General features: G+C 65.2%; 24 protein-coding genes, 3 tRNA genes and 1 other RNA gene. 14 read left to right on the top strand and 14 right to left on the bottom strand.

Annotated features, from left to right (window positions below; all coding sequences use genetic code 11):
• Positions 1-97 precede the first annotated feature (97 nt).
• Positions 98-352, bottom strand: coding sequence for a glutaredoxin family protein (locus tag ACLM42_RS01670; RefSeq protein ID WP_247911624.1), 255 nt, complete (start codon positions 350-352; stop codon positions 98-100).
• On the bottom strand, positions 352-579 hold the full coding sequence (yidD, locus tag ACLM42_RS01665; RefSeq protein ID WP_247911625.1) for a membrane protein insertion efficiency factor YidD: 228 nt from the start codon (positions 577-579) through the stop codon (positions 352-354). The genes ACLM42_RS01670 and yidD overlap by 1 nt, the downstream gene beginning before the upstream one ends.
• A gap of 131 nt (positions 580-710) precedes the next feature.
• Between yidD and rpsD the strand changes: the two genes are divergently transcribed.
• On the top strand, positions 711-1,319 hold the full coding sequence (gene rpsD / locus ACLM42_RS01660; protein ID WP_415399528.1) for a 30S ribosomal protein S4: 609 nt from the start codon (positions 711-713) through the stop codon (positions 1,317-1,319).
• Between the two features lie 83 nt (positions 1,320-1,402).
• Here the strand turns inward: rpsD and trpC are convergent, their stop codons facing one another.
• The 5 genes from trpC to ACLM42_RS01635 all read right to left on the bottom strand — a co-directional run bounded on the left by trpC (position 1,403) and on the right by ACLM42_RS01635 (position 5,040).
• On the bottom strand, positions 1,403-2,287 hold the full coding sequence (trpC, locus tag ACLM42_RS01655) for an indole-3-glycerol phosphate synthase TrpC (protein ID WP_247911963.1): 885 nt from the start codon (positions 2,285-2,287) through the stop codon (positions 1,403-1,405).
• 25 nt (positions 2,288-2,312) lie between these two features.
• Positions 2,313-3,755, bottom strand: coding sequence for a dihydrolipoyl dehydrogenase (gene lpdA, locus ACLM42_RS01650; RefSeq protein ID WP_415399527.1), 1,443 nt, complete (start codon positions 3,753-3,755; stop codon positions 2,313-2,315).
• Positions 3,756-3,790: 35 nt separating this feature from the next.
• Positions 3,791-4,600, bottom strand: a complete 810-nt coding sequence (locus tag ACLM42_RS01645) for a TrmH family RNA methyltransferase (RefSeq protein ID WP_415399526.1) — start codon at positions 4,598-4,600, stop codon at positions 3,791-3,793.
• Positions 4,600-4,848, bottom strand: coding sequence for a hypothetical protein (locus tag ACLM42_RS01640; RefSeq protein WP_415399525.1), 249 nt, complete (start codon positions 4,846-4,848; stop codon positions 4,600-4,602). The genes ACLM42_RS01645 and ACLM42_RS01640 overlap by 1 nt, the downstream gene beginning before the upstream one ends.
• 108 nt (positions 4,849-4,956) lie before the next feature.
• A tRNA-Leu gene (locus ACLM42_RS01635) sits at positions 4,957-5,040 on the bottom strand.
• 187 nt (positions 5,041-5,227) lie between these two features.
• Here ACLM42_RS01635 and murA point away from each other — a divergent pair.
• The 5 genes from murA to ACLM42_RS01610 all read left to right on the top strand — a co-directional run bounded on the left by murA (position 5,228) and on the right by ACLM42_RS01610 (position 9,608).
• On the top strand, positions 5,228-6,523 hold the full coding sequence (gene murA / locus ACLM42_RS01630; RefSeq protein ID WP_415399524.1) for a UDP-N-acetylglucosamine 1-carboxyvinyltransferase: 1,296 nt from the start codon (positions 5,228-5,230) through the stop codon (positions 6,521-6,523).
• Positions 6,524-6,552: 29 nt separating this feature from the next.
• Positions 6,553-6,634 (top strand) — tRNA-Leu (locus tag ACLM42_RS01625).
• A gap of 41 nt (positions 6,635-6,675) precedes the next feature.
• Positions 6,676-7,890: an aspartate aminotransferase family protein gene (locus tag ACLM42_RS01620; protein ID WP_247911635.1), complete on the top strand. Its 1,215-nt coding sequence runs from the start codon at positions 6,676-6,678 to the stop codon at positions 7,888-7,890.
• Positions 7,860-9,059, top strand: coding sequence for a bifunctional folylpolyglutamate synthase/dihydrofolate synthase (locus ACLM42_RS01615; protein ID WP_415399523.1), 1,200 nt, complete (start codon positions 7,860-7,862; stop codon positions 9,057-9,059). The genes ACLM42_RS01620 and ACLM42_RS01615 overlap by 31 nt, the downstream gene beginning before the upstream one ends.
• Positions 9,060-9,080: 21 nt before the next feature.
• Positions 9,081-9,608 carry a pentapeptide repeat-containing protein gene (locus ACLM42_RS01610; protein ID WP_247911964.1) on the top strand — a complete coding sequence of 176 codons (528 nt, stop codon included), beginning with the start codon at positions 9,081-9,083 and terminating at the stop codon, positions 9,606-9,608.
• On the opposite strand, the gene ACLM42_RS01605 is transcribed toward ACLM42_RS01610, so the two are convergent.
• From ACLM42_RS01605 to ACLM42_RS01595, 3 genes are read right to left on the bottom strand one after another with little or no spacing between them, the layout of a single operon-like run.
• Positions 9,605-11,002 (bottom strand): FAD-binding oxidoreductase, encoded by a 1,398-nt coding sequence (locus ACLM42_RS01605; protein WP_415399522.1) that lies wholly within the window; start codon positions 11,000-11,002, stop codon positions 9,605-9,607. The genes ACLM42_RS01610 and ACLM42_RS01605 overlap by 4 nt on opposite strands.
• Positions 11,002-12,279 (bottom strand): amidohydrolase family protein, encoded by a 1,278-nt coding sequence (locus ACLM42_RS01600; protein ID WP_415399521.1) that lies wholly within the window; start codon positions 12,277-12,279, stop codon positions 11,002-11,004. Before ACLM42_RS01600 ends, ACLM42_RS01605 begins: the two co-directional genes overlap by 1 nt.
• 11 nt (positions 12,280-12,290) lie before the next feature.
• Positions 12,291-12,716 carry a DUF4359 domain-containing protein gene (locus tag ACLM42_RS01595; RefSeq protein ID WP_415399520.1) on the bottom strand — a complete coding sequence of 142 codons (426 nt, stop codon included), beginning with the start codon at positions 12,714-12,716 and terminating at the stop codon, positions 12,291-12,293.
• A 40-nt stretch (positions 12,717-12,756) separates the two neighbouring features.
• Between ACLM42_RS01595 and ACLM42_RS01590 the strand changes: the two genes are divergently transcribed.
• Positions 12,757-12,829, top strand: a tRNA-His gene (locus tag ACLM42_RS01590).
• 67 nt (positions 12,830-12,896) lie between these two features.
• On the opposite strand, the gene ACLM42_RS01585 is transcribed toward ACLM42_RS01590, so the two are convergent.
• Together ACLM42_RS01585 and ACLM42_RS01580 are read right to left on the bottom strand one after the other, a co-directional pair.
• Positions 12,897-13,958, bottom strand: coding sequence for a DUF1611 domain-containing protein (locus tag ACLM42_RS01585; RefSeq protein ID WP_415399519.1), 1,062 nt, complete (start codon positions 13,956-13,958; stop codon positions 12,897-12,899).
• On the bottom strand, positions 13,958-15,013 hold the full coding sequence (locus ACLM42_RS01580; RefSeq protein WP_415399518.1) for a dipeptide epimerase: 1,056 nt from the start codon (positions 15,011-15,013) through the stop codon (positions 13,958-13,960). The genes ACLM42_RS01585 and ACLM42_RS01580 overlap by 1 nt, the downstream gene beginning before the upstream one ends.
• 70 nt (positions 15,014-15,083) lie before the next feature.
• Here ACLM42_RS01580 and miaB point away from each other — a divergent pair, with 70 nt between their 5' ends.
• From miaB to ftsZ, 5 genes are all read left to right on the top strand, one after another.
• A complete protein-coding gene (gene miaB, locus ACLM42_RS01575) occupies positions 15,084-16,478 on the top strand; it encodes a tRNA (N6-isopentenyl adenosine(37)-C2)-methylthiotransferase MiaB (RefSeq protein ID WP_415399517.1) in 1,395 nt (464 codons plus the stop codon).
• Positions 16,479-16,531: 53 nt separating this feature from the next.
• Entirely contained in the window at positions 16,532-17,626 is a 1,095-nt protein-coding gene (locus ACLM42_RS01570) for a D-alanine--D-alanine ligase family protein (protein WP_415399516.1), read from the top strand.
• Complete coding sequence (locus ACLM42_RS01565) at positions 17,623-18,033, top strand: hypothetical protein (RefSeq protein ID WP_415399515.1); 411 nt, start codon at positions 17,623-17,625, stop codon at positions 18,031-18,033. The genes ACLM42_RS01570 and ACLM42_RS01565 overlap by 4 nt, the downstream gene beginning before the upstream one ends.
• Positions 18,030-18,881, top strand: coding sequence for a cell division protein FtsQ/DivIB (locus ACLM42_RS01560; RefSeq protein WP_247911645.1), 852 nt, complete (start codon positions 18,030-18,032; stop codon positions 18,879-18,881). The genes ACLM42_RS01565 and ACLM42_RS01560 overlap by 4 nt, the downstream gene beginning before the upstream one ends.
• Positions 18,882-18,985: 104 nt before the next feature.
• Positions 18,986-20,128, top strand: a complete 1,143-nt coding sequence (gene ftsZ, locus ACLM42_RS01555; protein WP_415399514.1) for a cell division protein FtsZ — start codon at positions 18,986-18,988, stop codon at positions 20,126-20,128.
• A gap of 59 nt (positions 20,129-20,187) precedes the next feature.
• Here ftsZ and ffs read toward each other — a convergent pair.
• Positions 20,188-20,284, bottom strand: an RNA gene (ffs, locus tag ACLM42_RS01550) — signal recognition particle sRNA small type.
• A gap of 44 nt (positions 20,285-20,328) precedes the next feature.
• On the opposite strand from ffs, the gene panB reads away from it, so the two are divergent.
• Positions 20,329-21,165: a 3-methyl-2-oxobutanoate hydroxymethyltransferase gene (gene panB, locus ACLM42_RS01545; RefSeq protein ID WP_247911647.1), complete on the top strand. Its 837-nt coding sequence runs from the start codon at positions 20,329-20,331 to the stop codon at positions 21,163-21,165.
• Here panB and hemW read toward each other — a convergent pair.
• Positions 21,068-22,366 carry a radical SAM family heme chaperone HemW gene (gene hemW / locus ACLM42_RS01540; RefSeq protein WP_415399513.1) on the bottom strand — a complete coding sequence of 433 codons (1,299 nt, stop codon included), beginning with the start codon at positions 22,364-22,366 and terminating at the stop codon, positions 21,068-21,070. The genes panB and hemW overlap by 98 nt on opposite strands.
• On the opposite strand from hemW, the gene ACLM42_RS01535 reads away from it, so the two are divergent.
• Entirely contained in the window at positions 22,350-23,537 is a 1,188-nt protein-coding gene (locus ACLM42_RS01535) for a PIN/TRAM domain-containing protein (RefSeq protein WP_415399512.1), read from the top strand. The two genes, hemW and ACLM42_RS01535, sit on opposite strands and share 17 nt — an antisense overlap.
• Positions 23,538-23,548 lie beyond the last annotated feature (11 nt).

Genomic DNA, 23,548 nt, shown 5'->3' with positions numbered 1-23,548 from the left:
GGTTGCGATAACGCTGTTTTAAGTCGGTTCTGCGCTGAAAACGTCGCCGCTGAGACCAGTCCCGTGAGCCTCAACCAAGACAATCCAAGGAACCGGGTTAGAGGACCCCCTGCTGGGCCAGCCAAGGGGCCAACTGCGGGACGCTCACCCTGGGGGAAAGCCGAGGCAGAACCCTTTCTCCATCTGGAGTTCGGTGAATCAGAACTGGGACTTCGAGATCAAAACGGGCCAGCAGCTGGGGATCACTGTCGACATCGACCGTTTCAAAAGAAACCGCTGCAGCGCTCAACTTCTCCTCCAGGCCTTCGCAGAGGCAGCAGCCCACCCGGGTCACCAGCACCAGAGTCGCCATCAATCGGGCACCGGGTCACAACCACAGGGCGTCCAGGGGTGACAGCGCAGCAGGCGCTTGAGCGTCAACCAACTGCCGCGCCAGGGGCCATGGCGCTCAATCGCCTCCAGGCCATAGGCGCTGCAGCTGGGGATGAAGCGGCAACGGGGAGGACCCAGCAGCGGCGAGATCGCCAGGCGATAGAAGCCAATCAGGGCCAGGAGCAGGCGTTGAAGCAGGGCGTTCATAGGCGCTTCAGGCCGAGCGATAAGATCGACAACTGGCGTGGCATCAAGCCTTGCAGTGGAGAGAGGTCCCAGGACCACCACTCCATGCTCTCAGGCAAGCCATGTCTGGATCAACCTGAACATCAGTTCCTATGTCTCGCTACCGCGGCCCTCGCCTGAGGATTACGCGGCGCTTGGGAGACCTCCCTGGTCTCACCCGTAAGTCCGCCAAGCGGTCTTATCCCCCCGGTCAGCACGGCCAAGCCCGTCGCAAGCGCTCCGAATACGCCATCCGACTCGAAGAGAAGCAGAAGCTTCGCTTTAACTACGGCATTTCCGAACGTCAGCTGGTTCGCTACGTCAAAAAGGCCCGTGCCCAAGAGGGCTCCACGGGTACCAACCTGCTGAAACTGCTCGAGAACCGTCTCGACAACGTTTGCTTCCGCCTCGGCTTCGGCCCCACCGTCCCCGGTGCCCGTCAGCTGGTGAACCATGGCCACGTGACCGTGAACGGCCGCGTCGTGGACATCGCGAGCTACCAGTGCAAGGCCGGCGACGTGGTCGCCATCCGTGAGCGCAAGCAGAGCCGGAAGCTGGTTGAAGGCAACCTGGAATTCCCTGGCCTGGCCAACATCCCCCCTCACCTCGAGCTCGACAAGAACAAGCTCACCGCCAAGGTCGGCGGTAAGTGCGAGCGCGAGTGGGTCGCTCTAGAAATCAACGAACTGCTGGTGGTGGAGTACTACTCCCGCAAGGTCTGATCCCGATCAGACACCCCTCAGATCACCAAGCCCCCGCTTCGGCGGGGGCTTTTTTGTGCCCGTTTTCAAGCGGGCAGCTGGCCTCAGCCCCCAATCAACGATTCCAGCGCTTGGGTGACGTCGTCTTGGCGCATCAGCGATTCACCCACCAACACCGCATCGGCACCGGCGCTCTGGACCCGATCGAGATCGTCGCGGTTAAACAGCCCCGATTCGCTCACCAAGAGGCAACCCTTGGCGCGCAGCTGCTCGCCATAGCGCGCCATCAACTGCTCGGTCGTCGCCAGATCGGTGTGGAAGGTGGCCAGATCGCGATTGTTGATCCCGATCAGCTGGGCGCCTTCGAGGGCCAGCACCCGCTCCAGTTCAGCCGCATCGTGCACCTCAACCAGGGCCGTCAGCCCGAGGCTCTTGGCCACCTTGAGGAGGTAGGCCATGTCCTGGTCGCTCAGGATCGCCGCGATCAACAGAGCTGCATCGGCCCCAGCCGCCCGGGCCTGATAGAGCTGATAAGGCGTGAGGATGAAGTCCTTGCACAGCAGCGGCAGGTCCACCACCTGACGCACCTGCACCAGAACCTCAAAGCCCCCCTGGAAGAACTGCTTGTCCGTCAGAACCGACAGGCAGCTGGCACCCCCAGCGGCGTAGCCCTTAGCAATCGCCTCGGGATCGAAGTCCTCGCGGATCACGCCCTTACTCGGACTGGCCTTCTTCACCTCCGCAATGACCGCCGGCTTGCGGCAGGCGGATTTCAGCGCGGCAAGGAAGTCGCGGGGAGCGGGCAGAGCTGCGACCTGGTTTTTGAGTTGATCCAGGGGGACCCGATCACGGGCCGCCGCCACTTCGCGGTCCTTCTCCCAGACGATCTTCTCGAGGATGTTGCGAGGTTCGCCCTCCTCATGGGGACAGGCGTACTCCAGGTGGGCCACCTTCACCTTGGGGTTCGGGGGCCTGCGGCGGATCTCCATGGTCATCTCGATCGGGTGATTGAAATCAGGCGGCGACCGCCATGGCGGCTTGCTTGTAGGCCACTTCCACCACCTCGCTCAAGGTGGGATGGGTGTGCACCTCATTGGCCAGTTGCTTCACGCTCTGGCGGCGGGCCACGGCGTTAGCGATCTCCTGAATCAGATCGGCCGCATGGAGTCCATAAATGTGGGCGCCCAATACCTCACCGGTGGCCTTGTTAAAGAGCAGCTTCATCAAGCCATCACTCTCCAGCTCAGCCAGGGCCTTGGAGTTGGCCTTGAAGTAGCTACGGACCGAGCCCAGCTCAAAGCCCTCCTTAGCCGCCAACTCCTTGGCGTCGGCTTCGCTCAGACCCACCGAGCTGATCTCCGGGTGGGTGAAGGTGGCCGCCGGAATCGAGCGGTAGTCGATCGTGCGGGGGTGACCCAGGATGTTGTCCACCGCCACCGTGCCCTGGGCCGCTGCGGTGTGAGCCAGCATCATCTTTCCGGTCACATCACCAACCGCCCAGAGGTGGGGGACCGGAGCACCGTTGACCAGGACCCGCAGCTGATCGTCCACGGGAATAAAGCCGCGGTTGGTCTCGATGCCGCAGGCCTCCAGGTTCAGTTCCTTGCTGGTGGGGACCCGGCCAGTGGCCACCAGGACCGCGTCAACCTCCAGGGTCTCCACGGGCTCGCGGGTCTGCATGTCCACCAGTTCGATCTGAACCGGAGCACCGGGCTTGATCGACTTGGCCAACACCCCGGAGCGGGCGTCGATGTCACGGCCGTCAATCAGGTTGCGGGCGGCAATCTTGGCGATGTCGGGATCGAAGGTGGGCATCACCCGATCCAAGGCCTCGATCATCGTCACTTCACAGCCCAGGGCCGTATAGACGTCGGCGAACTCCAGGCCGATATAGCCACTACCAACAATGGCCAGCCAGCGGGGCAGCCACTCGAGATTGACGGCCTCATCGCTGGTGAACACCGTGCGGCCGTCGGTTTCGATACCGGGGGGGACAAACGGATCCGAACCGGTGGCGATGATCACGTCGCGGCCGGTCAGTACCCGATCAACACCGCTGACCTCCCGCACACCAACCTTCTGGGCACCCTCCAGCCGGCCAGTGCCGCGGATGATCGTCACCCCGGCGCGCTCCAGCGTTTTGGTCAGGTTGGTGCGGATCGTCGCCACCAGCTGGTTGGCGTGATCGGCGATTTTCTGGCGCTCAAAGCGGACGGGAGCGGCGTGGATGCCAAACCCCTTGAGATGCTCCGCATCAGCCAACTCGCGCACGCGACCACTGGCGGCCAGCAGGGCCTTGGAGGGAACGCAACCGCGGTTGACGCAGGTGCCGCCCATGTCGCGGCTTTCAATGATCGCGGTGCGCAGCCCGTGTTCAGCGGCGTGCTTCGCAGCATCGAAGCCGCCATAGCCCGCGCCAATCACGATGACGTCAAAGTCGAAACTGCCGTCGCTCACCTGAGGCCTGCCCAATTGGGGGGCATTCTCCCCTGTCAGCCCCCCAAACCCAAGTTGTGTTGCTGCCGCCATCGCTCAAGCAGCAAGGGAGCGGCCGCCACACCGACGTTCAGGGACTCCACGGCCGTGCTGTGGGGGATGGTCACCTGCTGACTGGCCAGGGCCGCGAGCTCGGGATGAAGCCCAGCCCCTTCGTTACCGAGCAACAGCACCGTGGGGCGAGTCCAATCCAGCTCCCAATAGGGATGCGTCTCGGCTTGATCCACCAAGCTGGCCACCACCTGGTGACCTGCAGCGCGCGCCTTCGCCACGCGCTCCCCCAAGGCCGCCCGATCGAGGCCACGCCAATGGGGCAAGGCCAGGGCCGCCCCAGCCGAGGCACGCAAGACCTTGGGTTGGCAGGGATCGGCCCCACCCCCCAGCCAGAGGTCATCAACACCCGCGGCCAGGGCAGTCCGCATCAAGGTGCCGAGATTGCCGGGATCCTGAAGTTGATCCAAGGCCAGAACAAACGAGCCCAGCCCTTGGGTCTTTGGCAACGCCTCTTGCTTGAGGGTCGCCACCACCCCGTCTGGAGTTTCGGTGGTGGCCACAGCCGCTAAGACAGCCTCCCCGACCGGCTGGAGACACGCGTCGTCAGCCAGGCCCTCCAGCAAGGACCCATGGCGCTCCAGCCAAGCCGGGGTCGCCAGCAACTGTTCGGGCAACAGCCCAAGGCGGAGGAGTTCTTGGAGCTGATGGGTTCCTTCCAACAGCAGCAAGCCTTGCTCGCGGCGACCCTTCGACTGATGCAGAGCACGCAACCGGCCAACAAGGGGATTGCGGCGGCTGGTGATCAGCTCCATCAGAAGGTTTCGTGGCGCCTCACGTGCAGGCCGTCGCCCACAACAATATTTTTGTCATCAAGATCGAGACCTCGCACCGCGGCCACCTCGCCCTTGAGGCCCTCAGCCTGCAGGTTCTTGATCAATTCCTTAATCAGCACGTCTTCGATCGTTTTTTGATCGAAGACATCAGGGGTGAGGGCTTCGAGGAAGCGCCCCATCTTGGAGGCCACCACTTCCGGGGCATTGGTGATCTTCAGAACGAGCATCGACTCAAAAACAGAAGGAAGCGCTGGGTTGGGCACCGACCCCAAAGCTGGCAACAGCCTCGAGGATCAGCAATAAAAAAGCTCCTCCCCAACGGGAGGAGCCTTCAGTGCGGATGGGGAGACTTGAACTCCCACGACATTGCTGCCACTAGTACCTGAAACTAGCGCGTCTACCAATTCCGCCACATCCGCAGGGGTGGGCGACGCCGCTTGGCGCGACCAGCGAAATGTACCCCATCAAGGTCCCTCCTCAGGGGAGTGGATCAATCGGCCACAAACCAGGCCAGCAACGGCTTCGAGCCAGTTCGCTTGCCGGCCGTCTTGCCGGTCTCATTCGTTGTTGCCAGGATGAGGCCCCCCAGGCGGGACGCCTTTAGCCATGACCGCGACTCTCGTCCCGTCTCAACAGATTCTCACGCCGCAACTGGAAATTGCCGGTGGTCGCCGCTTGGCCGGCGAGCTGCGTGTCAGTGGCGCCAAGAACTCTGCGCTGGTCCTGATGGCCGCCAGCCTGCTCACCACGGAGCAGCTGCGCCTTCGCAACGTGCCGCCCCTCACCGACATCGGAGGGATGGCCGACATCTTGATCTCCCTCGGTGTCGCCACCTCCCACAACGGCGACACCCTTGAGATGGACGGCTCGGGGTTGAGCCAGTCCTCACCTCCCTATGAGCTGGTCAACAGCCTTCGCGCCAGCTTCTTCTGCATCGGCCCCCTGCTGGCTCGCCTCGGCATCGCTCGAGTCCCCCTTCCCGGCGGATGCCAGATCGGCACGCGCCCGGTGGTCGAGCACGTCAAAGGCCTCAAAGCCCTGGGCGCCCAGGTCACGATTGAGCACGGCGTCGTCTCCGCCGTGGTCCCAGGCCGCAGCCACCGCCTGAGAGGCGGACGCATTCACCTCGATTGCCCCAGTGTTGGCGCCACCGAGACCTTGATGATGGCGGCAGCCCTCGCCGAGGGCGAGACCGTCATTGAAAACGCGGCCCTTGAGCCCGAGGTTGTCGATCTGGCAGGCCTGCTCTTGGCCATGGGCGCCAAGGTTCGCGGTGCTGGTACCCCGACGATCACCATCGTTGGGGTCGAGCGGCTGCACGGCGCGGACTACGCCGTCATTCCCGATCGGATCGAAGCCGGAACCTTTCTGCTGGCTGCAGCCATCACGCGCTCCTGCCTAACCGTTGCGCCAGTCGTGACTGATCACCTCGGCGCCGTGCTGACCAAGCTCGAGGAAGTGGGCTGCCGGTTGGAGATTGACGGCACCAACGTAACCATCAGTGCCGACACGATTCAGGCAGTTGACCTACGCACCCAGCCCTTCCCCGGATTCCCCACCGACCTGCAGGCCCCGTTCATGAGCCTCCTGGCCACAGCCAACGGCAACAGCGTCGTCACCGAAAACATCTTTGAGAACCGGCTGCAACACGTCGCCGAGCTCCAGCGCATGGGGGCTGCCATTCGCACCCAGGGCAATACGGCCTTCATCGAAGGGGTTCCACGGCTCAGCGGTGCTCCGGTGCAGGGCTCGGACCTGCGGGCCTCAGCCGCCATGGTCCTGGCCGGCCTCGCCGCCGATGGAATCACCACGGTCCAAGGGCTGGAGTACCTCGATCGCGGCTACGCCGATTTCGAGGGGAAGCTGAACGCGGTCGGCGCCTCGATCCGCCGACTCGGCTGATCCCCGCTGCCCTTTAGAGTCGCAAGCGCGGGAGCGTGCCGGAATTGGTAGACGGACTCGACTCAAAATCGAGCGCCTTCGGGCATGTGGGTTCAAGTCCCACCGCTCCTATTTCTCCCCCACCCACGACATCGCCGGCTGAGACGGCGGTGATGAACACCTACGGCCGCTTCCCCCTGGAGCTCGTTCGCGGCCGGGGTGTCTGGGTTTGGGATCAACAGGGTCGCCGCTACCTCGACGCCGTGGCCGGCATCGCGGTCTGCACCCTGGGCCACAGCAGCCGCGCCATGCGCAAGGCGCTTGGTGGACAGTTGCGCAAGCTTCAACATGTCTCCAACCTCTATCGGATCCCCGAGCAAGAGCAACTGGCCGGCTGGATTCGCGACAACAGCTGCGCCGACAGGGTCTTTTTCTGCAACTCAGGCGCTGAAGCCAACGAAGCGGCCATCAAGCTCGCCCGCAAGCATGGTCATGTGGTGCGAGGCATCGACACCAGCAGCGAACGGGGCCCGCTCATCCTCACGGCCCATGCCAGCTTCCACGGCCGCACCCTTGCTGCGGTCACCGCGACCGGACAACCCAAGTACCACCAGGGCTTTGAGCCCATGGTGCAGGGCTTTCGCTACTTCCCTTACAACGACATCTCAGCCTTTGAGGCGCTGCTGCATCGCTGCGAGGCCGCCGGTCCGCGCGTAGCGGCCGTCATGCTCGAGCCGCTGCAGGGAGAAGGGGGAGTCAATCCCGGGGATGTGACCTTCTTCCAGCGGGTGCGCGACCTGTGTGATCAGTACAAAATCCTGCTGATCTTTGATGAGGTCCAGGTCGGCGTTGGCCGCACTGGACGGTTGTGGGGCTACCAAAAGCTCGGGGTTGAGCCCGATGCCTTCACCCTGGCCAAGGGTCTCGGCGGCGGGTTCCCCATCGGCGCCCTCTGCGTCAAAGCCCTGGCGGATCAGCTCAAGCCCGGTGAACATGCCAGCACCTTTGGCGGGAACCCCATGGCCTGCCGCGCTGGTCTGACGGTGGCCGCGGAACTGCATCGCCGCAACCTTCCGGCCCATGCCGAGCAGATGGGCGAGCTTCTGCAGCAGCTATTGCTAGAGCTAGCCAAGCACCATCCCCAATTGGTGAAAGGTGTTCGAGGCTGGGGACTGCTGCAGGGCCTCGTCCTGCAAGCCGACGGCCCCAAGGCGATTGACGTGGTCAAAGCCGCCATGGACCAGGGCCTGCTGGTGGTACCCGCCGGCAGCGATGTGGTGCGTTTTGTCCCCCCCCTGACGATCCAACCGCGGCATCTGCGCTTAGCGGTCAAACGACTCGAGAAAGCTCTGCTGGCGTGTCCATCTCCGACCCCTTCAGCGAGCTAATTGCTCCCTTCAGCCGCCGGGGTGTGGACCTGGGGCTGAACCGAATCGAAGCAGCCCTCGCTGAACTGGGGCATCCAGAGCAGCGCTTCGTCGCCCTGCAGGTGGCTGGAACCAATGGCAAAGGGTCCATCGCCACCATGGTCGAGCGAATCGCTACCGCCGCCGGGGTGCGCTGCGGGCTGTACACCTCCCCCCATCTCCTGAGTTGGTGTGAGCGAATCCGCCTTCCCAAGGGAACCATTGCAGAGGAAGAGCTGAAACGCCTTCTGCGACGGCTGCAGCCCGTGGCTTTACGCCACGACCTCACCCCCTTTGAACTGATCACCGTCTCTGCCTTTGTCGCGTTTGCTGAAGCCGAGGTGGAACTGGCCGTCCTTGAAGTGGGACTCGGCGGCCGGCTCGATGCCACAACGGTCCACCCGCGGCGAGACGTTCTGGCCTTCGCCAGCATCGGCCTGGACCACATCGAACACCTCGGCCCCACCCTCGAGGCCATCGCCCAAGAAAAGGCTGCCGTCATGAATCCAGGGGCCATCGCCGTCAGCGGCCCCCAGGCCCCTGAGGTGACCGCGGTGCTTCAAGCGCAAGCAACGGCGCGAGATTGCGAGCTGCGCTGGAGAGATCCCCTCCCTGGCCAAGCTGATGGGGGCCCGGCCTTAGGACTCCATGGCGACCTGCAACGCAGCAATGCCGCCGTGGCGATCGCCGCAGCAGAAGCCCTGAGGGAGAAGGGCTGGGCCATCCCGGATGACGCCATCCGCCGCGGCCTCCAGCAGGCCCGTTGGCCTGGTCGCCTCGAGCTCCGTCGGTTCCGCGGCCAGGCTCTGCTGATTGATGGGGCCCACAACCCCCCCGCCGCCGCGGCCCTACGCCAAGAACTCGAGCCCACTCAGCGGCGCTGGTTGATCGGAATGCAACGGCACAAGGACGCCCCGGATCTACTGCGCCAACTGCTGCAACCCGGTGACCAGGTGCGCGTCGTCCCATTGCCAGAGCACGCCAGTTGGAGTGCTGATGAGCTGCGCCAAGAGCTCCCAGGCATCGAGGAAGGGGCCAACGAGCTGAGTGAAAACCTTGAGTGGCTTGTGCAATCGGAGGGGCTGCCGGTCGCCTGCGGTTCCCTTTATCTGGTGGCGGCACTCCTCCCCCTGCTCGACCCGACAGACTGAAGACCCGGCCCCATGACCGCCATGACCTACATCCGTCTCTTCAGTTGGCTGTGGGCCGTGGTGATGCTGCTGTCGGCTCCGGCCATGACCATGGCCCTCGACACCTCTGCTGGTGTGGGACTGCAGGATCGGGCGCTGTTTCAGGACACCGTCGACTACACCCTCACCAACCAAAGCGGAAAGGACTTCTCTGGTCAGCAACTGGCCAACACCTCCTTCGCAGGGGCCGTCGGCAAAGCCGCCAACTTCAGTGGGGCCGACCTCCATGGCGCGATCTTGACCCAGGGGGCCTTCCCCGAAGCCAACTTCAACGGCGCTGACCTCTCGGATGTGCTGCTGGATCGCACCGACATGAGCGGGACCGACTTGCGCAATGCCGTCCTGGTGGGGGTGATCGCCTCCGGCAGCACCTTCACCGGCGCCCAGGTGGAGAACGCCGACTTCAGCGATGCCCTGCTTGATCGCGCCGATCAGCGCAGCCTCTGCATCAGCGCGTCTGGCACCAATCCCACCACGGGAGTCGACACCCGGGCCAGCCTCGGCTGCTAAGTCCAGCCGCGCAACTTGCCTGGATTCATCAGCCCCGCTGGGTCATAGGCCCGTTTGGCATCCACCTGATCGGCATCCACCACCCCAAGGCCCCCGTCTTCAACGCTGATGACATGGGGGTTAAAGAGCAGGCAACCGAGCTCTCGGGCCTGATCGATCAGGTCCTGGAGAGCTCGGGTCCCACGCCACCGCACCAACGGGAGACAGGCGAAGCGCTGCCGGCCCTGGCTGCGGACCGCCTCCAGATGCCAGAGCAGATCGTCGCCCCAACGCTCCCTTAGGGCCTCAAGAGCTGGGGCCTCCGGCTGTGGCAACAGCAGCTGCAGATAGGTCCAACCGGGATCCTGGCTGCGCACATGCAGGGTCGTGTGGTTCCAGGTCAGCTCCCGCAGCGGAATTCCCCGGCTCTGCCCTTGGGGAGCGCTCCAGCTCAGCCGCCCCCCGAGCTCAAGCGTCCAGGACTCCAGGACGCTCGTGGCATCCGGCGCCGCCAGGAGCAACACCCGATGGCCTTCGCCCGTGGCGCCCGGGCAACCCTGGGGCCAAGGCAAGCGCGCAGCGACGGCGGCCTCCAGCAGACACAAGGCCTTCAACTCCAAGGCAGAGGCGGATAGCTGCTGGGCCGCAGCCAGGGCCGATGACCACTCGTCAAACTCCAGCACCCACTGCCGCCAGGCCACCGCCGGAGCGGAGGCCATGGTCAAGGCCGTGAAGATCCCATTGGTCCCGTAGGCGTGGTTCAGGGGACGGGCGGCGCTGGCGTCCAGCTGCAGCAGCCGCGGCTCGGCCTCCAAGGTCACCATCTCCACCCCCAGCAGGTGCCCGGGGTCCCGCAGAAATCCCCAGCGCAGCGAACCAATGCCGCCGGATCCTCCCGCCACATAGCCGCCGAGGCTGGCGGTGCGCACCGTGCTCGGCAACAGACGCTGCTCCCGGCCATGGGCGAGCAACTGGCGATCGAGCTCCGCCAAGACAATCCCGGGTTCAGCAGTGAAGACCCCCGAGGTGGCATCAACCCCTCGCAGGCGGTTCAGGCCACTGGTCTCCAGCAGCAAGCCACCGGCCAAGGGAATGCACTGGCCGTAGTTCCCCGTCGCAGCACCCCGCACCGTCAGGCTGACCCCATGGCGGCTGCAGGCCGCGGCCACCTGAAGCACCTGCTCAGGGGCATTCACCTGAACGCCGATCTGGGCGCGCAGACCACAGAGCAGGGGCTGAAGCACGGGCGAATACACAAATCCATCCGCCGCCAGGCTCTCCAGCTCCCCCGCACTCCGCAGCAAGGGCAATCCAGCGGCGCGAAGATCCGAGGCCAGGGCCTCGAGCTGGGCGGACGTCGCCGGATCAGGGAGGCCCGGGGGCAGGGAGCCCGGCAGGTCAGAGGTGCTCTGCATCAGACCAAATTGGCAAGCCGAGGATCGGGATGGGCCTGTTCCGGTGGCGGCAACCAACGGCCCTGTCGCAACACCCGGCGCTGCGGGGAATGGGCCAGCAGTTCCGGCCAACTACCGGCGCTGGTCAGCAACAGATCCGCCGGTCCTCCGACCCGCAGCACCCCGTCCCAGGCCAACCCCAACAGGCGCGCAGGCGTTGTCGTGAACGGCATCAGGCCCTGGCGCTCCCAAGGGGGGGTGTGGGTGGCGCGAAAACTCAGACGCAGCAAATCCAACGGGTCGAAGTCACCGCCGGGGTACCAGGGGTCCTGGACGTTGTCAGCCCCCAGCGCCACCGCGACCCCCTCCTGCTGCAACAGGCGCAGGGGGGCCAGGGGACGGAAACCAGAGCTCACGCTTTGCTCACGGCCTAACAACCAAAAGTTGGTGGTGGGCAAGGCCACAACAGCCACCCCCAGGCGCTGCAACCGGTGCGCCAGCGGCCGAGCTTGCCGCGCAGTCAGCAGCCCCATGCTGCTGGCGTGACTGCACGTGATGGGCACCCCCGGGTGAAACCGTTCGAGCCGTTGAACCAGAAGCTGGACCCCAGCGGCGGGGGCCTCGGAGGACTCGTCAATGTGCAGATCAATGCCGCAGCCCAGTTCTCCGGCCAACCGCAGCAGCACATCCAGGTCCGTCCCATCCCGGCCACTACTGGGGAATGGAGGTCCCAAGACACCACCGAGAAGCCCACCCGCGGCAGACACCCGCCGCGCCAACGCCAAACCCTCGCCCTGGCCCCAGAGGGGAAGCGGGGCCAGGGCGACCAACTGCAAGCGGATCCGGTCCCTCCATCGCTCCTGAAGCTGCAGCAGGGCATCCCAGCTGGGCAGCGCGCAGGGGCCACCGCTGTCGATGTGACTACGCAGCCCCCGCAGGCCATAACGCCAGGCCTGATCCAGGGCCCTCTCGCCGCGCTGCAGGACCTGCTCAGCACTGCGCTCTTGCCCCTCCTGCATGTTCTGCTCCAGCGCCGCCTGCATCCGGCCGCTGTAGTTGGGAAAGTCCGGCCAACTGAAAGCCTTGTCGAGATGGACATGGGGGTCCACCAAGGGGGTCAGCGCTAAAGGCAACCCTGGCTGGTTGCAAGGTTCGATCGATCGGAGCTGATCGCCCTGCCAGCGCAACTCGACCGGCAGTAATCCCTGGGCATCGCCGCAGGGCAGATCTCTGCGCTCGGGATCCAGCAGGGCCCGCGGCACCAAACATTGCAGCCGCTGCTCGATGCCTAAATCCATCCCGAATGCGATCAACGCTGCGCCAAACCCGGCGCCGCTCCCTCTGAACTCTGAACCACCAAGAGTTGGCCAGCGCCCCCCAAGGTCACAGCGCGATAGCGGGGGATGGTGAGTCCCGGCAACAGGGTCTGACCGCCCAACTCGGTCGTGTAGATGCTGAACAGACCGGCGTTGTATCGGCGGCTCGAAGCCGCCGCCAACTGACCCAACGCCGTGCGCTGACTCGCCACCAGCTGGGGGCAATCCCGAATCACCAAGCGTGCCAACAGAGGGAGTGATCCAGGAGCGCAGAGCTCGCGGGAAGCAGCCCGCACGAGTTGATCGCCAGCAAATGACTCGAAATCCTCTGTCCCGGGGTTCGTCACCGCCAAGGCCAAAACGGCGACACCGGCCGCCGCCGCCCAGGTCCAGCGTCCATCACCCGCGGAGGCAGTCATCGATCGAGAACTGTTGCATTGGTAGGATTCGCACGCCCTGGCGGGCGTAGCCAAGTGGTTAAGGCACCGGGTTGTGGTCCCGGCATTCGGGGGTTCAAGTCCCCTCGCTCGCCCCTTCTAGAATCCCCTGATTCTCTCTGAGGATCAGGGGATTCGCCCTATTTGGAGCAAAGTGCGGCATTAGCCCAGGGCCTCCAGCAGCTCAAAGGGTCCTTGACGCACGGGATCCCAGACCGGCAAGCCTGTCAGCGCCTGCAAAGAAGAGCGTTCCTGCTCAGCCTGGTCCTCACTCAAGAGGGCAGTGTTCAGGCAGATCGCTCGCACCTTGGGACGCCATCCATCGGGGCGCGCCAAGGCGGCCAGGGCCTCATTGGCCGCAATCACCTCTGGCAACGGCGGAATTGCCACCAAAGCGGCACCGGGACGGGTGCGGACATGGGTCTGACCGGCCCTGTGCACCAACAGCAGGGCCGTGGGTTGGCTGCCGCGCATCAAAGGCAGGGTGGCCGTCGAGCCCGGATGACAGAGGGACCCTTGCCCTTCCACCAAAACCAAGGTGTCGGCCGTGGCCCCTTCAGCAGCCTTGAGCACCGCCGCTTCCACCGCGCCGGCGGCGTAGTCGACGCGCACAGCATCCAGGGCCACACCTTGGCCACTGATCAAAATCCCTGCCTGGCCGGTGCCGACAAAGCGCACGTCCCGGCCCTGCTGCAGCCCGCAGTGCTGCAGTTCAAAGCAGGCGCTCATCTTGCCAACGGCCATATCGGAGCCGACCGCCAGCACACGCCGGCCGGGCAAGGCGGCGCAACGGGCTGTCGCCACCTCAAGATCCGCTGGCTCATGGCGCAGATCCCAAATCCACTGGCCTGGAGCCAAGGGAATCGCTGCGAACTCCGGGTCATCCGCCAGGCGACTGTGCAAACCACTGGCCAAGCTCAGCCCAGCCCGCAGGGCCTGGACCACATCGCCCCGCATCTCCATGGGCAGCCGTCCACCGGAGGGCGCCAACCCAACCACCGCCACCTCGGGGCCGTAGGGCAATGCCGTCTCCACATTCGCCAGCACGGGAACGGAGCGCTGAATCCCAGTGACCGCCTCGAGGGACTCCCCGGCGTGGGCCGGGTCCACCACCGCCACGATCGGACCGGAGCGATACCGGAGCATCGCCAACCCTGTTTTGCCAGAGAGGTTGTCGAGCCCGCCATGCTGCAAAAGCACCACTGGACGCTCAGTCGACAGCATCAGCCCACCTCCTGGACGCCCAGGCCCGGGCGATCCGCCGGAACGAGCCGATCCCCCTGGCGATCGGGCCCAGAGAAGGGGTCATCCACCAGGTTGAGGTGGCTATCGAGATCAGGCCACTGCACCAGGGGCAGCAGTTGAGCCGCACCACTATTCAGCAATCCGCCATCGGAATAGCAACCGAGCATCACCTTCAAACCCAAGCGATGGGCCGTGCGGGCCATGAGCAGGCCCTCGCTGAGACCACCGGATTTCACCAACTTGATGTTGATGCCATCCACATGGGGAGCCAGGCGCAGCAGATCGCACAGGTCCCAGCAGCTCTCATCGGCCACCAGAGGAACGGACGCCAGTCCATGCAGCGCCGCAAATCCAGCCCGGTCGGCCTCGGGATCCGCCAAGGGCGGCAAGGGCTGCTCCACCAACACCACGCCCTGATCCGCCAGCCAGGGGATCATCTGGTGGGCGCCCTCGAGGTCCCAGCCCCCATTGGCATCGATCTGCAGTTCATCGCCAGGACGTAGGACCGCCTTCACCCCTTCCACCAACTGCCGGTCATGGGCCAGGCCATCGGGGGAGCCCAACTTCAGCTTCACCCGCGTAGCCGGCAGCTGCTGCCGCCAACGCTCCAGCCGCGCCAACACCGCCGCAAGCGATCCCAAACCCAGGGTGACGCTGGTGGCCACACAGGCCGCGGGATCCAAGCCCCAAAGCCGATGCAGCGGCTGTCCCAGGCGCTGTCCCCACCAGTCGTGCAGGGCCAGATCCAAACCGCAGCGGGCCGGTGGGCTCAGCCCAGCCAGTAGGGGCTCCAGGGCTTGCAGAGGCTGGGGCTCGAGGGAATCCAGCCGTGGCACCAGGGCCTCGAGTTCCGCTGCAACCGCGTCGGTCTCGTAGTGGCGGTGCCCCGTATCAAAGCCACCGGTCTCGCCGCGGCCGGTGATGCCGCCATGGTCCAGCTCCAGCAGCAGGTGCTCAACAGCAGAGGTCGTGCCGCGGCTGATGGCCAAGGGCACCGCTTTGCTGAGGCGAAAACGGCTCAGACGGAGGCGCATCGAAACACGGCTTCTCCTTCAAGCTGGCACGGATCGAACCGCCGCGCCGCCCATACCGGAAACTGGAGTCATGACGGCGACACAACTGAGTGCTCCCCAGGCCCCTGAGGCCACAACGGGACGCGGCAGCTACTGGATCACCACCTTCGGCTGCCAGATGAACAAGGCGGATTCCGAGCGTATGGCCGGGATCCTCGAATCCATGGGTTACAGCGAGGCCACGGCTGAGCTGGAGGCCGATCTGGTCCTCTACAACACCTGCACGATCCGCGATAACGCTGAGCAGAAGGTCTACAGCTATCTGGGCCGCCAAGCCCAGCGCAAACGCACCAACCCCAACCTCACCTTGGTCGTGGCCGGCTGCGTCGCCCAGCAGGAAGGCGAATCCCTGCTGCGCCGAGTGCCAGAACTGGACCTGGTGATGGGGCCGCAGCACGCCAATCGCCTCGATGTCCTGCTGAACCAGGTGGAGCAGGGCCAACAGGTCGTGGCCACCGAGGAGCACCACATCCTTGAGGACATCACCACCGCCCGCCGCGACAGCAGCATCTGCGGCTGGGTCAACGTGATCTATGGCTGCAACGAGCGCTGCACCTACTGCGTAGTGCCCTCGGTGCGGGGCAAGGAGCAATCGCGCTTACCCGAGGCGATCAAGCTCGAGATGGAAGGACTGGCCGCCCAGGGCTTTAAGGAGATCACCCTGCTCGGGCAAAACATCGATGCCTACGGCCGCGACCTGCCAGGGATCACGCCGGAAGGCCGCCGGCAACACACCCTCACGGATCTCCTCCACACCGTCCATGACGTCGAGGGGATTGAACGCATTCGCTTCGCCACCAGCCACCCCCGCTATTTCACCGAGCGGCTGATCGACGCCTGCGCGGATCTGCCCAAGGTCTGCGAGCACTTCCACGTCCCCTTTCAAAGCGGAGACGACGAGGTCCTCAAGGCCATGGCCAGGGGCTACACCGTCGAGCGCTACCGCCGCATCATCGACCGCATCCGCGATCGCATGCCCGACGCCTCCATCAGTGCCGATGTGATCGTGGCCTTCCCGGGGGAAAGCGACGCCCAGTACCGCCGCACCCTGGATTTGATCGACGAGATCGGCTTTGACCAGGTGAACACCGCCGCCTATTCGCCCCGTCCAAACACCCCTGCAGCTGACTGGCCTAACCAGTTGAGCGAAGAGGTGAAAGTGCAACGCCTCCAAGAGATCAACGCCCTGGTGGAGCGCAAGGCCAAGGAGCGCAGCGCCCGCTACGCCGGCCGCACGGAGCAGGTGCTGGTGGAGGGTGTGAACCCCAAGCAGGCCGATCAGGTGATGGGGCGAACCCGCACCAACCGCCTGACCTTCTTCCCCGCCGCCCGCGCCGCTGGTGGGCAGTGGCAAGCCGGCGATCTCGTGGATGTGCGCATCGAGGACGTGCGGGCCTTCTCCCTCAGCGGAGTAGCCCTGTCCTGACGCTGGCTAAGCGCGAAATCACTGATACGTTTGGCCCCTGACCTGACGCCCCTATGAGCACCGAAGCCATCAACTTGGGTTTGGTCTTTGGGGGTGTCTCGGGCGAGCATGCGGTCTCGATTCGCTCGGCCAGCACCGTCGCCACGGCCCTGCGCTCCGGGGCCAATGCAGAGCGCTATCGGCTGGACTGCTTCTACATCGACCAATGGGGACACTGGTGGCCGCCGGCAGTGGCCGATGCCGTCCTGGCCAAAGGCACCCCAGCTGAGCGCAGCGAACTGCCGGCGGCGCCGCTCAGGCCTGGTTTTCAAGGATTCCCCGAGGGTGCACTCGACATCGAGCTCTGGGTTCCCGTGCTGCATGGCCCCAACGGGGAAGACGGAACGATCCAAGGCCTGTTCAGCCTGATGCAGGTGCCCTTTGTGGGCTCAGGGGTCCTGGGTTCCGCTGTGGGGATGGACAAACAGGCGATGAAGGCCGCCTTTGCCGCTGCCGGATTGCCCCAGGTGCCCTACGCCTGCGTTGCGGCCAGCGAACTCGAGGACCGGCCCGAGGCCCTGGCACTACAGCTGGAGACGCAGCTGGGCTACCCCTGCTTCATCAAGCCCGCCAACCTCGGATCTTCCGTCGGCATCAGCAAAGCCAACAACCGCGCTGAGCTGCTGCAGGGCCTAGCCCTAGCGGCCCAGCACGACCCCCGCATGGTGGTGGAACAGGGCATCCAAGCCCGAGAACTGGAATGCGCCGTCCTGGGCGGGCAGCAGATGCGCGCCTCGGTGCTCGGAGAGATTTGTTTTGACGCTGATTGGTACGACTACGACACCAAATACAGCGACGGCAAAAGCCACACCGTGATCCCCGCTGACGTGCCCGAGGCCCTCAGTGAGCGGGCCAGGACCATGGCCATCGCCGCCTGCCGGGCCGTGGGTGCTTCCGGACTAGCCCGGGTGGACTTCTTCTATGAGGAAGCCAGCGGGGCGCTGTGGTTGAACGAGATCAACACCCTGCCCGGCTTCACCAGCCAAAGCATGTATCCGATGCTCTGGGCCAAGACAGGGTTACCGCTTGAAGAGTTGGTGCACGAATTGGTGCAGCTGGCGCAAGAATCAGCGCAGCCCCGTCAATCCAGGAGGACCGAAGCGGCATGAGTCACGGTCTGATCTGGCTCCCTCTGCTGGTGATCTTTCCCCTGATCACCGCCCTCGGCTGGCTGGAACGCCGCCGCCAGAATCTCTTTCGCACCTGGGCTGAGGGGGCCGAGCTCTCCAAGCTCGATGACTGCGGAGGCGCCCGCCTGATCGACGGAACCATCGCCTGGAGCGTCTTTGAGTCCGGGAAGCTCAACGAGATCGGTCGTTTTGAGGTCAAAAGCCTCGATCAGGTCGACCTCTTGGCCCTGGGTTCCGGCGAAGCCCCCCTCACCGAAGAAGCGCAGGGGGCCTGCCGGCTTCGTCTGATGGGGGGAGGCCGCCAGGCGGATGTTCCCTTTGCCGATGCCGAGCGCGCCCGCCGCTGGCGGGATCAACTGATGTCCCGCTCCCGCTGCGAATTGTGAGCACGGCCTCCTCGCGCTCAGGCCAAGCCCTTGAGCGCAGACGCCAGCTGCGGCAGGAACGCCGGCAAGAGCGTTGGAAGCAGATCTGGCGGATTGCGGTCCTCGCTGGCAGTGCAGGGGTCTTGGGATGGGGCCTGCTGAAGCAGGGCTGGGTCGTGCGCGACCCCGAGCAAATCGAAGTCCTGGGAAGTCGCCAGGTCAGCCGAGCGCAGGTGATCCGAGAGGGGAACCTGCAACTGCCCATGCCACTGCTCACCCTCCAACCCAAGCAACTGGCCCAACGTCTCTCGGCGGGACTTCCGGTGGAGCAGGTCCAGGTGAACCGCCTGATGCTTCCGCCTCGGCTACAGATCGCCCTGGTGGACAGGGAAGCGGTCGCCCAGGCCCAACGCCGCAGCCGTAAGGGCTTCGAGATGGGCTACGTCGATCGCCTCGGCAACTGGATGACGCGCCGTCAGCAACTCGCGGGCGCCCCCGCCGCCGCACCAACGGTGATGGTCCTGGGCTGGCAGGACCGCCTACGCCCAGCCTTGGCTCGGGTCCTGGCGGAGCGGGATGCCCTGGGCAGCCCCCTGCTGCAGGTGCGCTTTGAAGCCAACGGCAGCCTCTGGCTGCGGACCGCAGCCCTGGGGGACATCCACCTGGGCCCCAACGACGACAAGTTGGCCAAGCGCCTGGATGTCCTGCGCCACCTCTCCACAGAACTGCCCGGCCAGATCCGCAACCTGAAACTGCAGTCGATTGACCTCAGCGATCCGGATCAACCTGAACTAGGCCTTCCCGCCAAGGCCAAACCGAAACCACCTGAAGCCAAAGCCGCGCCCCAAACTGCAGCCCGCAACCCCTAGAGCCAGCGGCAAAACCTGTAAACGGTGACAGGGCATTGCGCTAAAGCCCTTGGACAGCAAAGGTATGCCGAACTAAGCCTGTGATCGGCAGGATCAACGACATAATGCAGCGAAGCACCAACGGCACTGCACCTGCTATGGAGATCGCACCCGAGGGCCTCAGTGCCGTCACCAGCAATGGCTCGGCGGGGATCGTGCCTAGTCAGTCCGCACGGATTGAGGTGATCGGCGTGGGCGGCGGCGGCAGCAATGCCGTTGGTCGGATGATCCTCTCGGATCTCGATGGCGTTGGATATCGCGTACTCAATACCGATGCGCAGGCCCTGCTTCAATCCGCAGCCAAGCAGCGGGTTCAGCTCGGGCAGAAGCTGACCCGTGGCCTTGGGGCAGGCGGCAACCCGGCCATCGGTCAGAAAGCAGCCGAAGAATCCCGCACCGACTTGGCCCAGACCCTCCAGGGTGCTGACCTGGTCTTCATCGCCGCAGGCATGGGTGGCGGCACCGGCACTGGTGCCGCTCCGGTCGTTGCAGAAGTTGCCAAGGAGTGCGGCGCCCTGACCGTGGGCATCGTCACCAAGCCCTTCGGCTTTGAAGGTCGCCGCCGCATGCGTCAGGCCGAGGAGGGCATCGCCCGCCTCTCCGAGCACGTGGACACCTTGATTGTGATTCCGAACGATCGGCTGCGGGAAGCCATCGCTGGCGCTCCGTTGCAGGACGCCTTCCGCGCCGCTGACGACGTCCTCCGGATGGGCGTGAAGGGCATCACCGACATCATCACCAAGCCCGGCCTGGTGAATGTGGACTTCGCCGACGTCCGCTCGGTCATGAACGATGCCGGCACGGCCCTACTGGGTCTGGGCGTTGGTTCCGGCCGCTCCCGCGCCAGCGAAGCCGCACAGGCCGCCATCAACAGCCCGCTGCTCGAGTCCGCCCGGATCGACGGTGCCAAGGGCTGCGTGATCAACATCAGCGGCGGCAAGGACATGACCCTCGAGGACATGACCACCGCGTCCGAGGTGATCTACGACGTGGTCGACCCCGAGGCCAACATCATTGTTGGTGCCGTGGTGGACGAGAAGCTGGAAGGCGAGATCCACGTCACGGTCATCGCCACGGGCTTCGAAGGCGGCGGTGCCTATCGCCCAGAGCGCCCCTTGAACAGCTTCGTGGCCGGCGACAGCGCTGAAGGCGACCTGCCCGGCGCGGCTATCCCCTCCTTCCTGCTCAACCGTCAAAACAACAACTGAGCGCGGGACTCAACCCAAGCAAAAGGGGCCCTGTGGGCCCCTTTTTTGTGGCTCAATTGGGTGACCCGGAGTCCACGCCTGCCAAGAGCATCCCGTGTGGCTGCTCCCTTCCGGTCCTGACCAGATTTGGGCGTCCGGGCCGCATGGGTCCGAGTCAGTCGGATGCTAGCAATGAGCCCCATCCATCCGGTGATCGCCAGGTGCGACCTGCTGATCTGCTCACGTGCAAGCAGGAGGGCCGGCCAATCGCCGTCCTCACGGCCTGGGATGCGCTCTCCGCGGCCCTGGTGGAGGACGCAGGGGCAGACGCGATCCTGGTGGGTGACTCCCTGGCCATGGTCGTCCTGGGGCACGCCACCACCCTTCCGGTCACCCTCGAAGAGATGGTGATGCACACCCGGGCCGTGGGCCGCGGGCTGCAGCGCCCCGCCAATCAGCAACCGCTGATCATCACGGACCTGCCATTTCTCAGCTACCAGTGCGGCGTGGACCAAGCCGTGGCCGCCGCCGGGCAAGTGCTGAAGAACAGCCCCGCATCCGCCGTGAAGCTGGAAGGCGGGGAACCAGAGACCTTGGCGGTTGTCGATCGCCTCGTGCGCTCCGGCATCCCGGTGATGGGCCACCTGGGGCTCACCCCCCAGTCGGTGCATCGCCTGGGCTATCGCCGCCAAGCGAACGACCCCATCAGCCAAGAGCGCCTGAAGCGCTGCGCCCGCGACCTGCAAGCCGCCGGTTGTTTTTCCCTGGTGCTTGAGCATGTCCCCGCTGAATTGGCCAGGGCCCTGAGCCAGGAGCTCACGATCCCCGTCATTGGCATCGGCGCTGGAGAGCAGTGCGATGGCCAGGTGCGCGTCACCGCCGATTTACTGGGGCTAACAGCCAAACAACCGCCCTTCTGCCCTCCCCTGATCCAGGGCCGCGCCCTCTGCGTTGAAGCTCTCAGGGGCTGGGTGGGTGCTCTGCAACCTGCTCCTCCCACCACGCCAGCCACTCCCGCAGGACCGCATTACTCAGAGCCAAGCCCTCTGGATCACTGAGACGCCAGCGACCGCCCTCACGGCGGAGAAGGCCACGCTCGAGATAAGGCTGCCAGCGGCGCCTCAGCTCCGCCTGATCCAACCCAGCCAACAGCGGCGAGAGCATCACACCCTCCCGCCGGCGGAGGCCGACCATCACCCGCTCATCGATGGGCATGGGCTGGGGTTCGGGGCCCTCGACTGGGTCACGCTGCAGCCATGCGGCGTAGCCCTCACGGGTGCGGGGCCGCGGTTGGCGCTCGCCCCAAGGGGCCGCTGTCGCCCCCATCCCGAATCCCCACCAGCCGGCACCACTCCAATAGACGCGGTTGTGGCGTGAGGCGTGGCCGGGCTGGGCGTAGTTCGAGATCTCGTAGTGGCCAAACCCTGCAGCGGCCAAGGTTCCAGCCGTGAGCTCCATCAAATCGGCGGCGAGGTCCTCCAGGGGCAGCTGGAGTTGCCCGTTGGACTCCAGCCGCTCAAAGACCGTTCCCGGTTCAACGATCAGGTCATAGACCGAGAGGTGGGGTGGATCCAGCGCGAGGGCCTGCTGCAGCTGCTGCTGCCAGTGCTGGGCCGTGGCTCCCGGCAGCCCCTGGATCAGATCCAAGCTCCAACTCACCAGCTCACCCTGAGCCCGGGCAGCCTGCAGCCAGGCGGCCGCCTCCACGAGATCAGCACGGCGGTGCCGCCGCCCGAGGCGCTCGAGCACCTGATCATCGAAACTCTGACCACCGAGGCTGACCCGATTGACCCCGGCCTGGAGATAGCCCTGCAGGCGCGTCTGATCAAAGCTGGCGGGATCGAGCTCCAGGCTGATCTCGGCACCGGGCGCCAAGCCATAGCGGTTCCTCAGGCTCCGAAGCAGAACCTTGATCTGCTCCGCCGTGAGCATCGAGGGGGTGCCGCCCCCCACATAGACGGTCGAGAGTGGCGGTCCGGGGGGTGAGGCCTCGATTTCCGCCGTGATCAGCTCCAGGTAGGCCTCAATCGAGCGGCTGCCGGATTGCCCTGCTCCGCCACCGGCCCGATCCCCCAGCGGCACCACCGGGAAGTCGCAATAAAAGCAGCGCCGATGGCAAAACGGGATGTGTAGGTAGGCACTGCGCGGCGGCCGGCGAGCTGAAGGCCGGTTACCTCCCTGGGCCAAACCCGCCGCAATAGGGCATGCTGCTTCCGAGCGACTGGCAGCCACAGCACCCGCCATGGTGGACACCCTCATCCTGGTGCTGTTCGTGGTCTCCGGAGCCGCCGCGGGCTGGCTCGGGGTGGATCTGCTGCCGGAGCAACAGTTGATCCGCATCGAGAACATTGAGCAGCTGAGCTGGATCCTCGGCGGCGGCGGTGCCCTCGCAGGCCTATTGGCGGGGGTGGTGTTCCAGCGGCTACGGCGCCGGCTGATGGAGCAGGTGCGCACCATGCCCACCGATCTGCTGGTGAGCCGAGCCGTGGGCTTGATCCTGGGCCTGCTCGTGGCCAATCTGCTGATCTCGCCGATCCTGTTCCTCTCCCTTCCCTGGGAGCTGGTGCTGGTGAAACCCCTGGCAGCCATCGCCGCCAACGTCTTCTTTGGCGTCTCGGGCTACAACCTCGCCGAGGTCCACGGCCGCACACTGCTGCGCCTGTTCAACCCCAACAGCACCGAAGCCCTGCTGGTGGCCGACGGGGTGCTGATGCCCGCGAGCGCCAAGATCCTCGATACGAGCGTGATCATCGATGGCCGCATCCGCGGCCTCTTGGATTCGGGGCTGCTGGAGGGACAGGTGATCGTGGCCCAGGCGGTGATCGATGAACTGCAGGCCCTGGCTGACTCCTCCAACACCGAAAAGCGCGGCAAGGGGCGGCGCGGGTTAAAGCTGCTGAGCAATCTGCGCGAGCGCTACGGGCGCCGCCTGGTGGTCAACACCACCCGCTACGAAGGCAACGGAGTCGACGACAAGCTGCTGAAGCTGACGGCAGACACCGGCGGCACCCTGCTCACGGCCGACTACAACCTCGCCAAAGTTGGCGAGGTGCAAGAGCTGAAGGTGATGAACCTCAGCGAACTGGTCATTGCCCTTCGGCCAGAAGTGCAGCCCGGCGATGAGCTCAGCATCAAGGTCGTCCGCGATGGCAAGGAATCCCATCAAGGGGTGGGTTACCTCGAGGACGGCACCATGGTGGTCGTCGATGGCGGCCACGGCCTCAGCGGTGAGCGCCTGCAGGTGACCGTCACCGGAGCCCTGCAGACCCCGACCGGTCGGATGGTCTTCGCCAAGCGCGATGGCTGGGAGGGGAATGAGAGCTCAGGCCCCACTCCTCCGAAGGGAAGCGGTAACAACGCACGCAATCGCAGCAAGTCCAACGGAAAACGCAGCGAGAAAGGCGATCAGGACCCCGCCAACCCCCGCTAGGCTCCGGCTTC

Source organism: Synechococcus sp. W4D4 (assembly GCF_047716805.1).
Classification (GTDB): Bacteria; Cyanobacteriota; Cyanobacteriia; order PCC-6307; family Cyanobiaceae; genus Vulcanococcus.
The sequence above is the reverse complement of the archived record's forward strand: the minus strand, read 5'-3'. Positions and strand labels throughout refer to the sequence as shown.

What these genes read in the sequence shown, in the direction of transcription:
- miaB (WP_415399517.1), top strand. Translation starts at nt 15,084, where the DNA reads ATGACGGCGACACAACTGAGTGCTCCCCAGGCCCCTGAGGCCACAACG.
- ACLM42_RS01605 (WP_415399522.1), bottom strand. Translation starts at nt 11,002, where the DNA reads ATGCAGAGCACCTCTGACCTGCCGGGCTCCCTGCCCCCGGGCCTCCCT.
- ACLM42_RS01670 (WP_247911624.1), bottom strand. Translation starts at nt 352, where the DNA reads ATGGCGACTCTGGTGCTGGTGACCCGGGTGGGCTGCTGCCTCTGCGAA.
- ACLM42_RS01580 (WP_415399518.1), bottom strand. Translation starts at nt 15,013, where the DNA reads ATGCGCCTCCGTCTGAGCCGTTTTCGCCTCAGCAAAGCGGTGCCCTTG.
- yidD (WP_247911625.1), bottom strand. Translation starts at nt 579, where the DNA reads ATGAACGCCCTGCTTCAACGCCTGCTCCTGGCCCTGATTGGCTTCTAT.
- ACLM42_RS01645 (WP_415399526.1), bottom strand. Translation starts at nt 4,600, where the DNA reads ATGGAGCTGATCACCAGCCGCCGCAATCCCCTTGTTGGCCGGTTGCGT.
- ACLM42_RS01585 (WP_415399519.1), bottom strand. Translation starts at nt 13,958, where the DNA reads ATGCTGTCGACTGAGCGTCCAGTGGTGCTTTTGCAGCATGGCGGGCTC.
- ACLM42_RS01610 (WP_247911964.1), top strand. Translation starts at nt 9,081, where the DNA reads ATGACCTACATCCGTCTCTTCAGTTGGCTGTGGGCCGTGGTGATGCTG.
- trpC (WP_247911963.1), bottom strand. Translation starts at nt 2,287, where the DNA reads ATGGAGATCCGCCGCAGGCCCCCGAACCCCAAGGTGAAGGTGGCCCAC.
- ACLM42_RS01620 (WP_247911635.1), top strand. Translation starts at nt 6,676, where the DNA reads ATGAACACCTACGGCCGCTTCCCCCTGGAGCTCGTTCGCGGCCGGGGT.
- ACLM42_RS01600 (WP_415399521.1), bottom strand. Translation starts at nt 12,279, where the DNA reads ATGGATTTAGGCATCGAGCAGCGGCTGCAATGTTTGGTGCCGCGGGCC.
- murA (WP_415399524.1), top strand. Translation starts at nt 5,228, where the DNA reads ATGACCGCGACTCTCGTCCCGTCTCAACAGATTCTCACGCCGCAACTG.
- ACLM42_RS01570 (WP_415399516.1), top strand. Translation starts at nt 16,532, where the DNA reads ATGAGCACCGAAGCCATCAACTTGGGTTTGGTCTTTGGGGGTGTCTCG.
- ACLM42_RS01535 (WP_415399512.1), top strand. Translation starts at nt 22,350, where the DNA reads ATGGTGGACACCCTCATCCTGGTGCTGTTCGTGGTCTCCGGAGCCGCC.
- ACLM42_RS01595 (WP_415399520.1), bottom strand. Translation starts at nt 12,716, where the DNA reads ATGACTGCCTCCGCGGGTGATGGACGCTGGACCTGGGCGGCGGCGGCC.
- ftsZ (WP_415399514.1), top strand. Translation starts at nt 18,986, where the DNA reads ATGCAGCGAAGCACCAACGGCACTGCACCTGCTATGGAGATCGCACCC.
- rpsD (WP_415399528.1), top strand. Translation starts at nt 711, where the DNA reads ATGTCTCGCTACCGCGGCCCTCGCCTGAGGATTACGCGGCGCTTGGGA.
- ACLM42_RS01640 (WP_415399525.1), bottom strand. Translation starts at nt 4,848, where the DNA reads ATGCTCGTTCTGAAGATCACCAATGCCCCGGAAGTGGTGGCCTCCAAG.
- hemW (WP_415399513.1), bottom strand. Translation starts at nt 22,366, where the DNA reads ATGAGGGTGTCCACCATGGCGGGTGCTGTGGCTGCCAGTCGCTCGGAA.
- ACLM42_RS01565 (WP_415399515.1), top strand. Translation starts at nt 17,623, where the DNA reads ATGAGTCACGGTCTGATCTGGCTCCCTCTGCTGGTGATCTTTCCCCTG.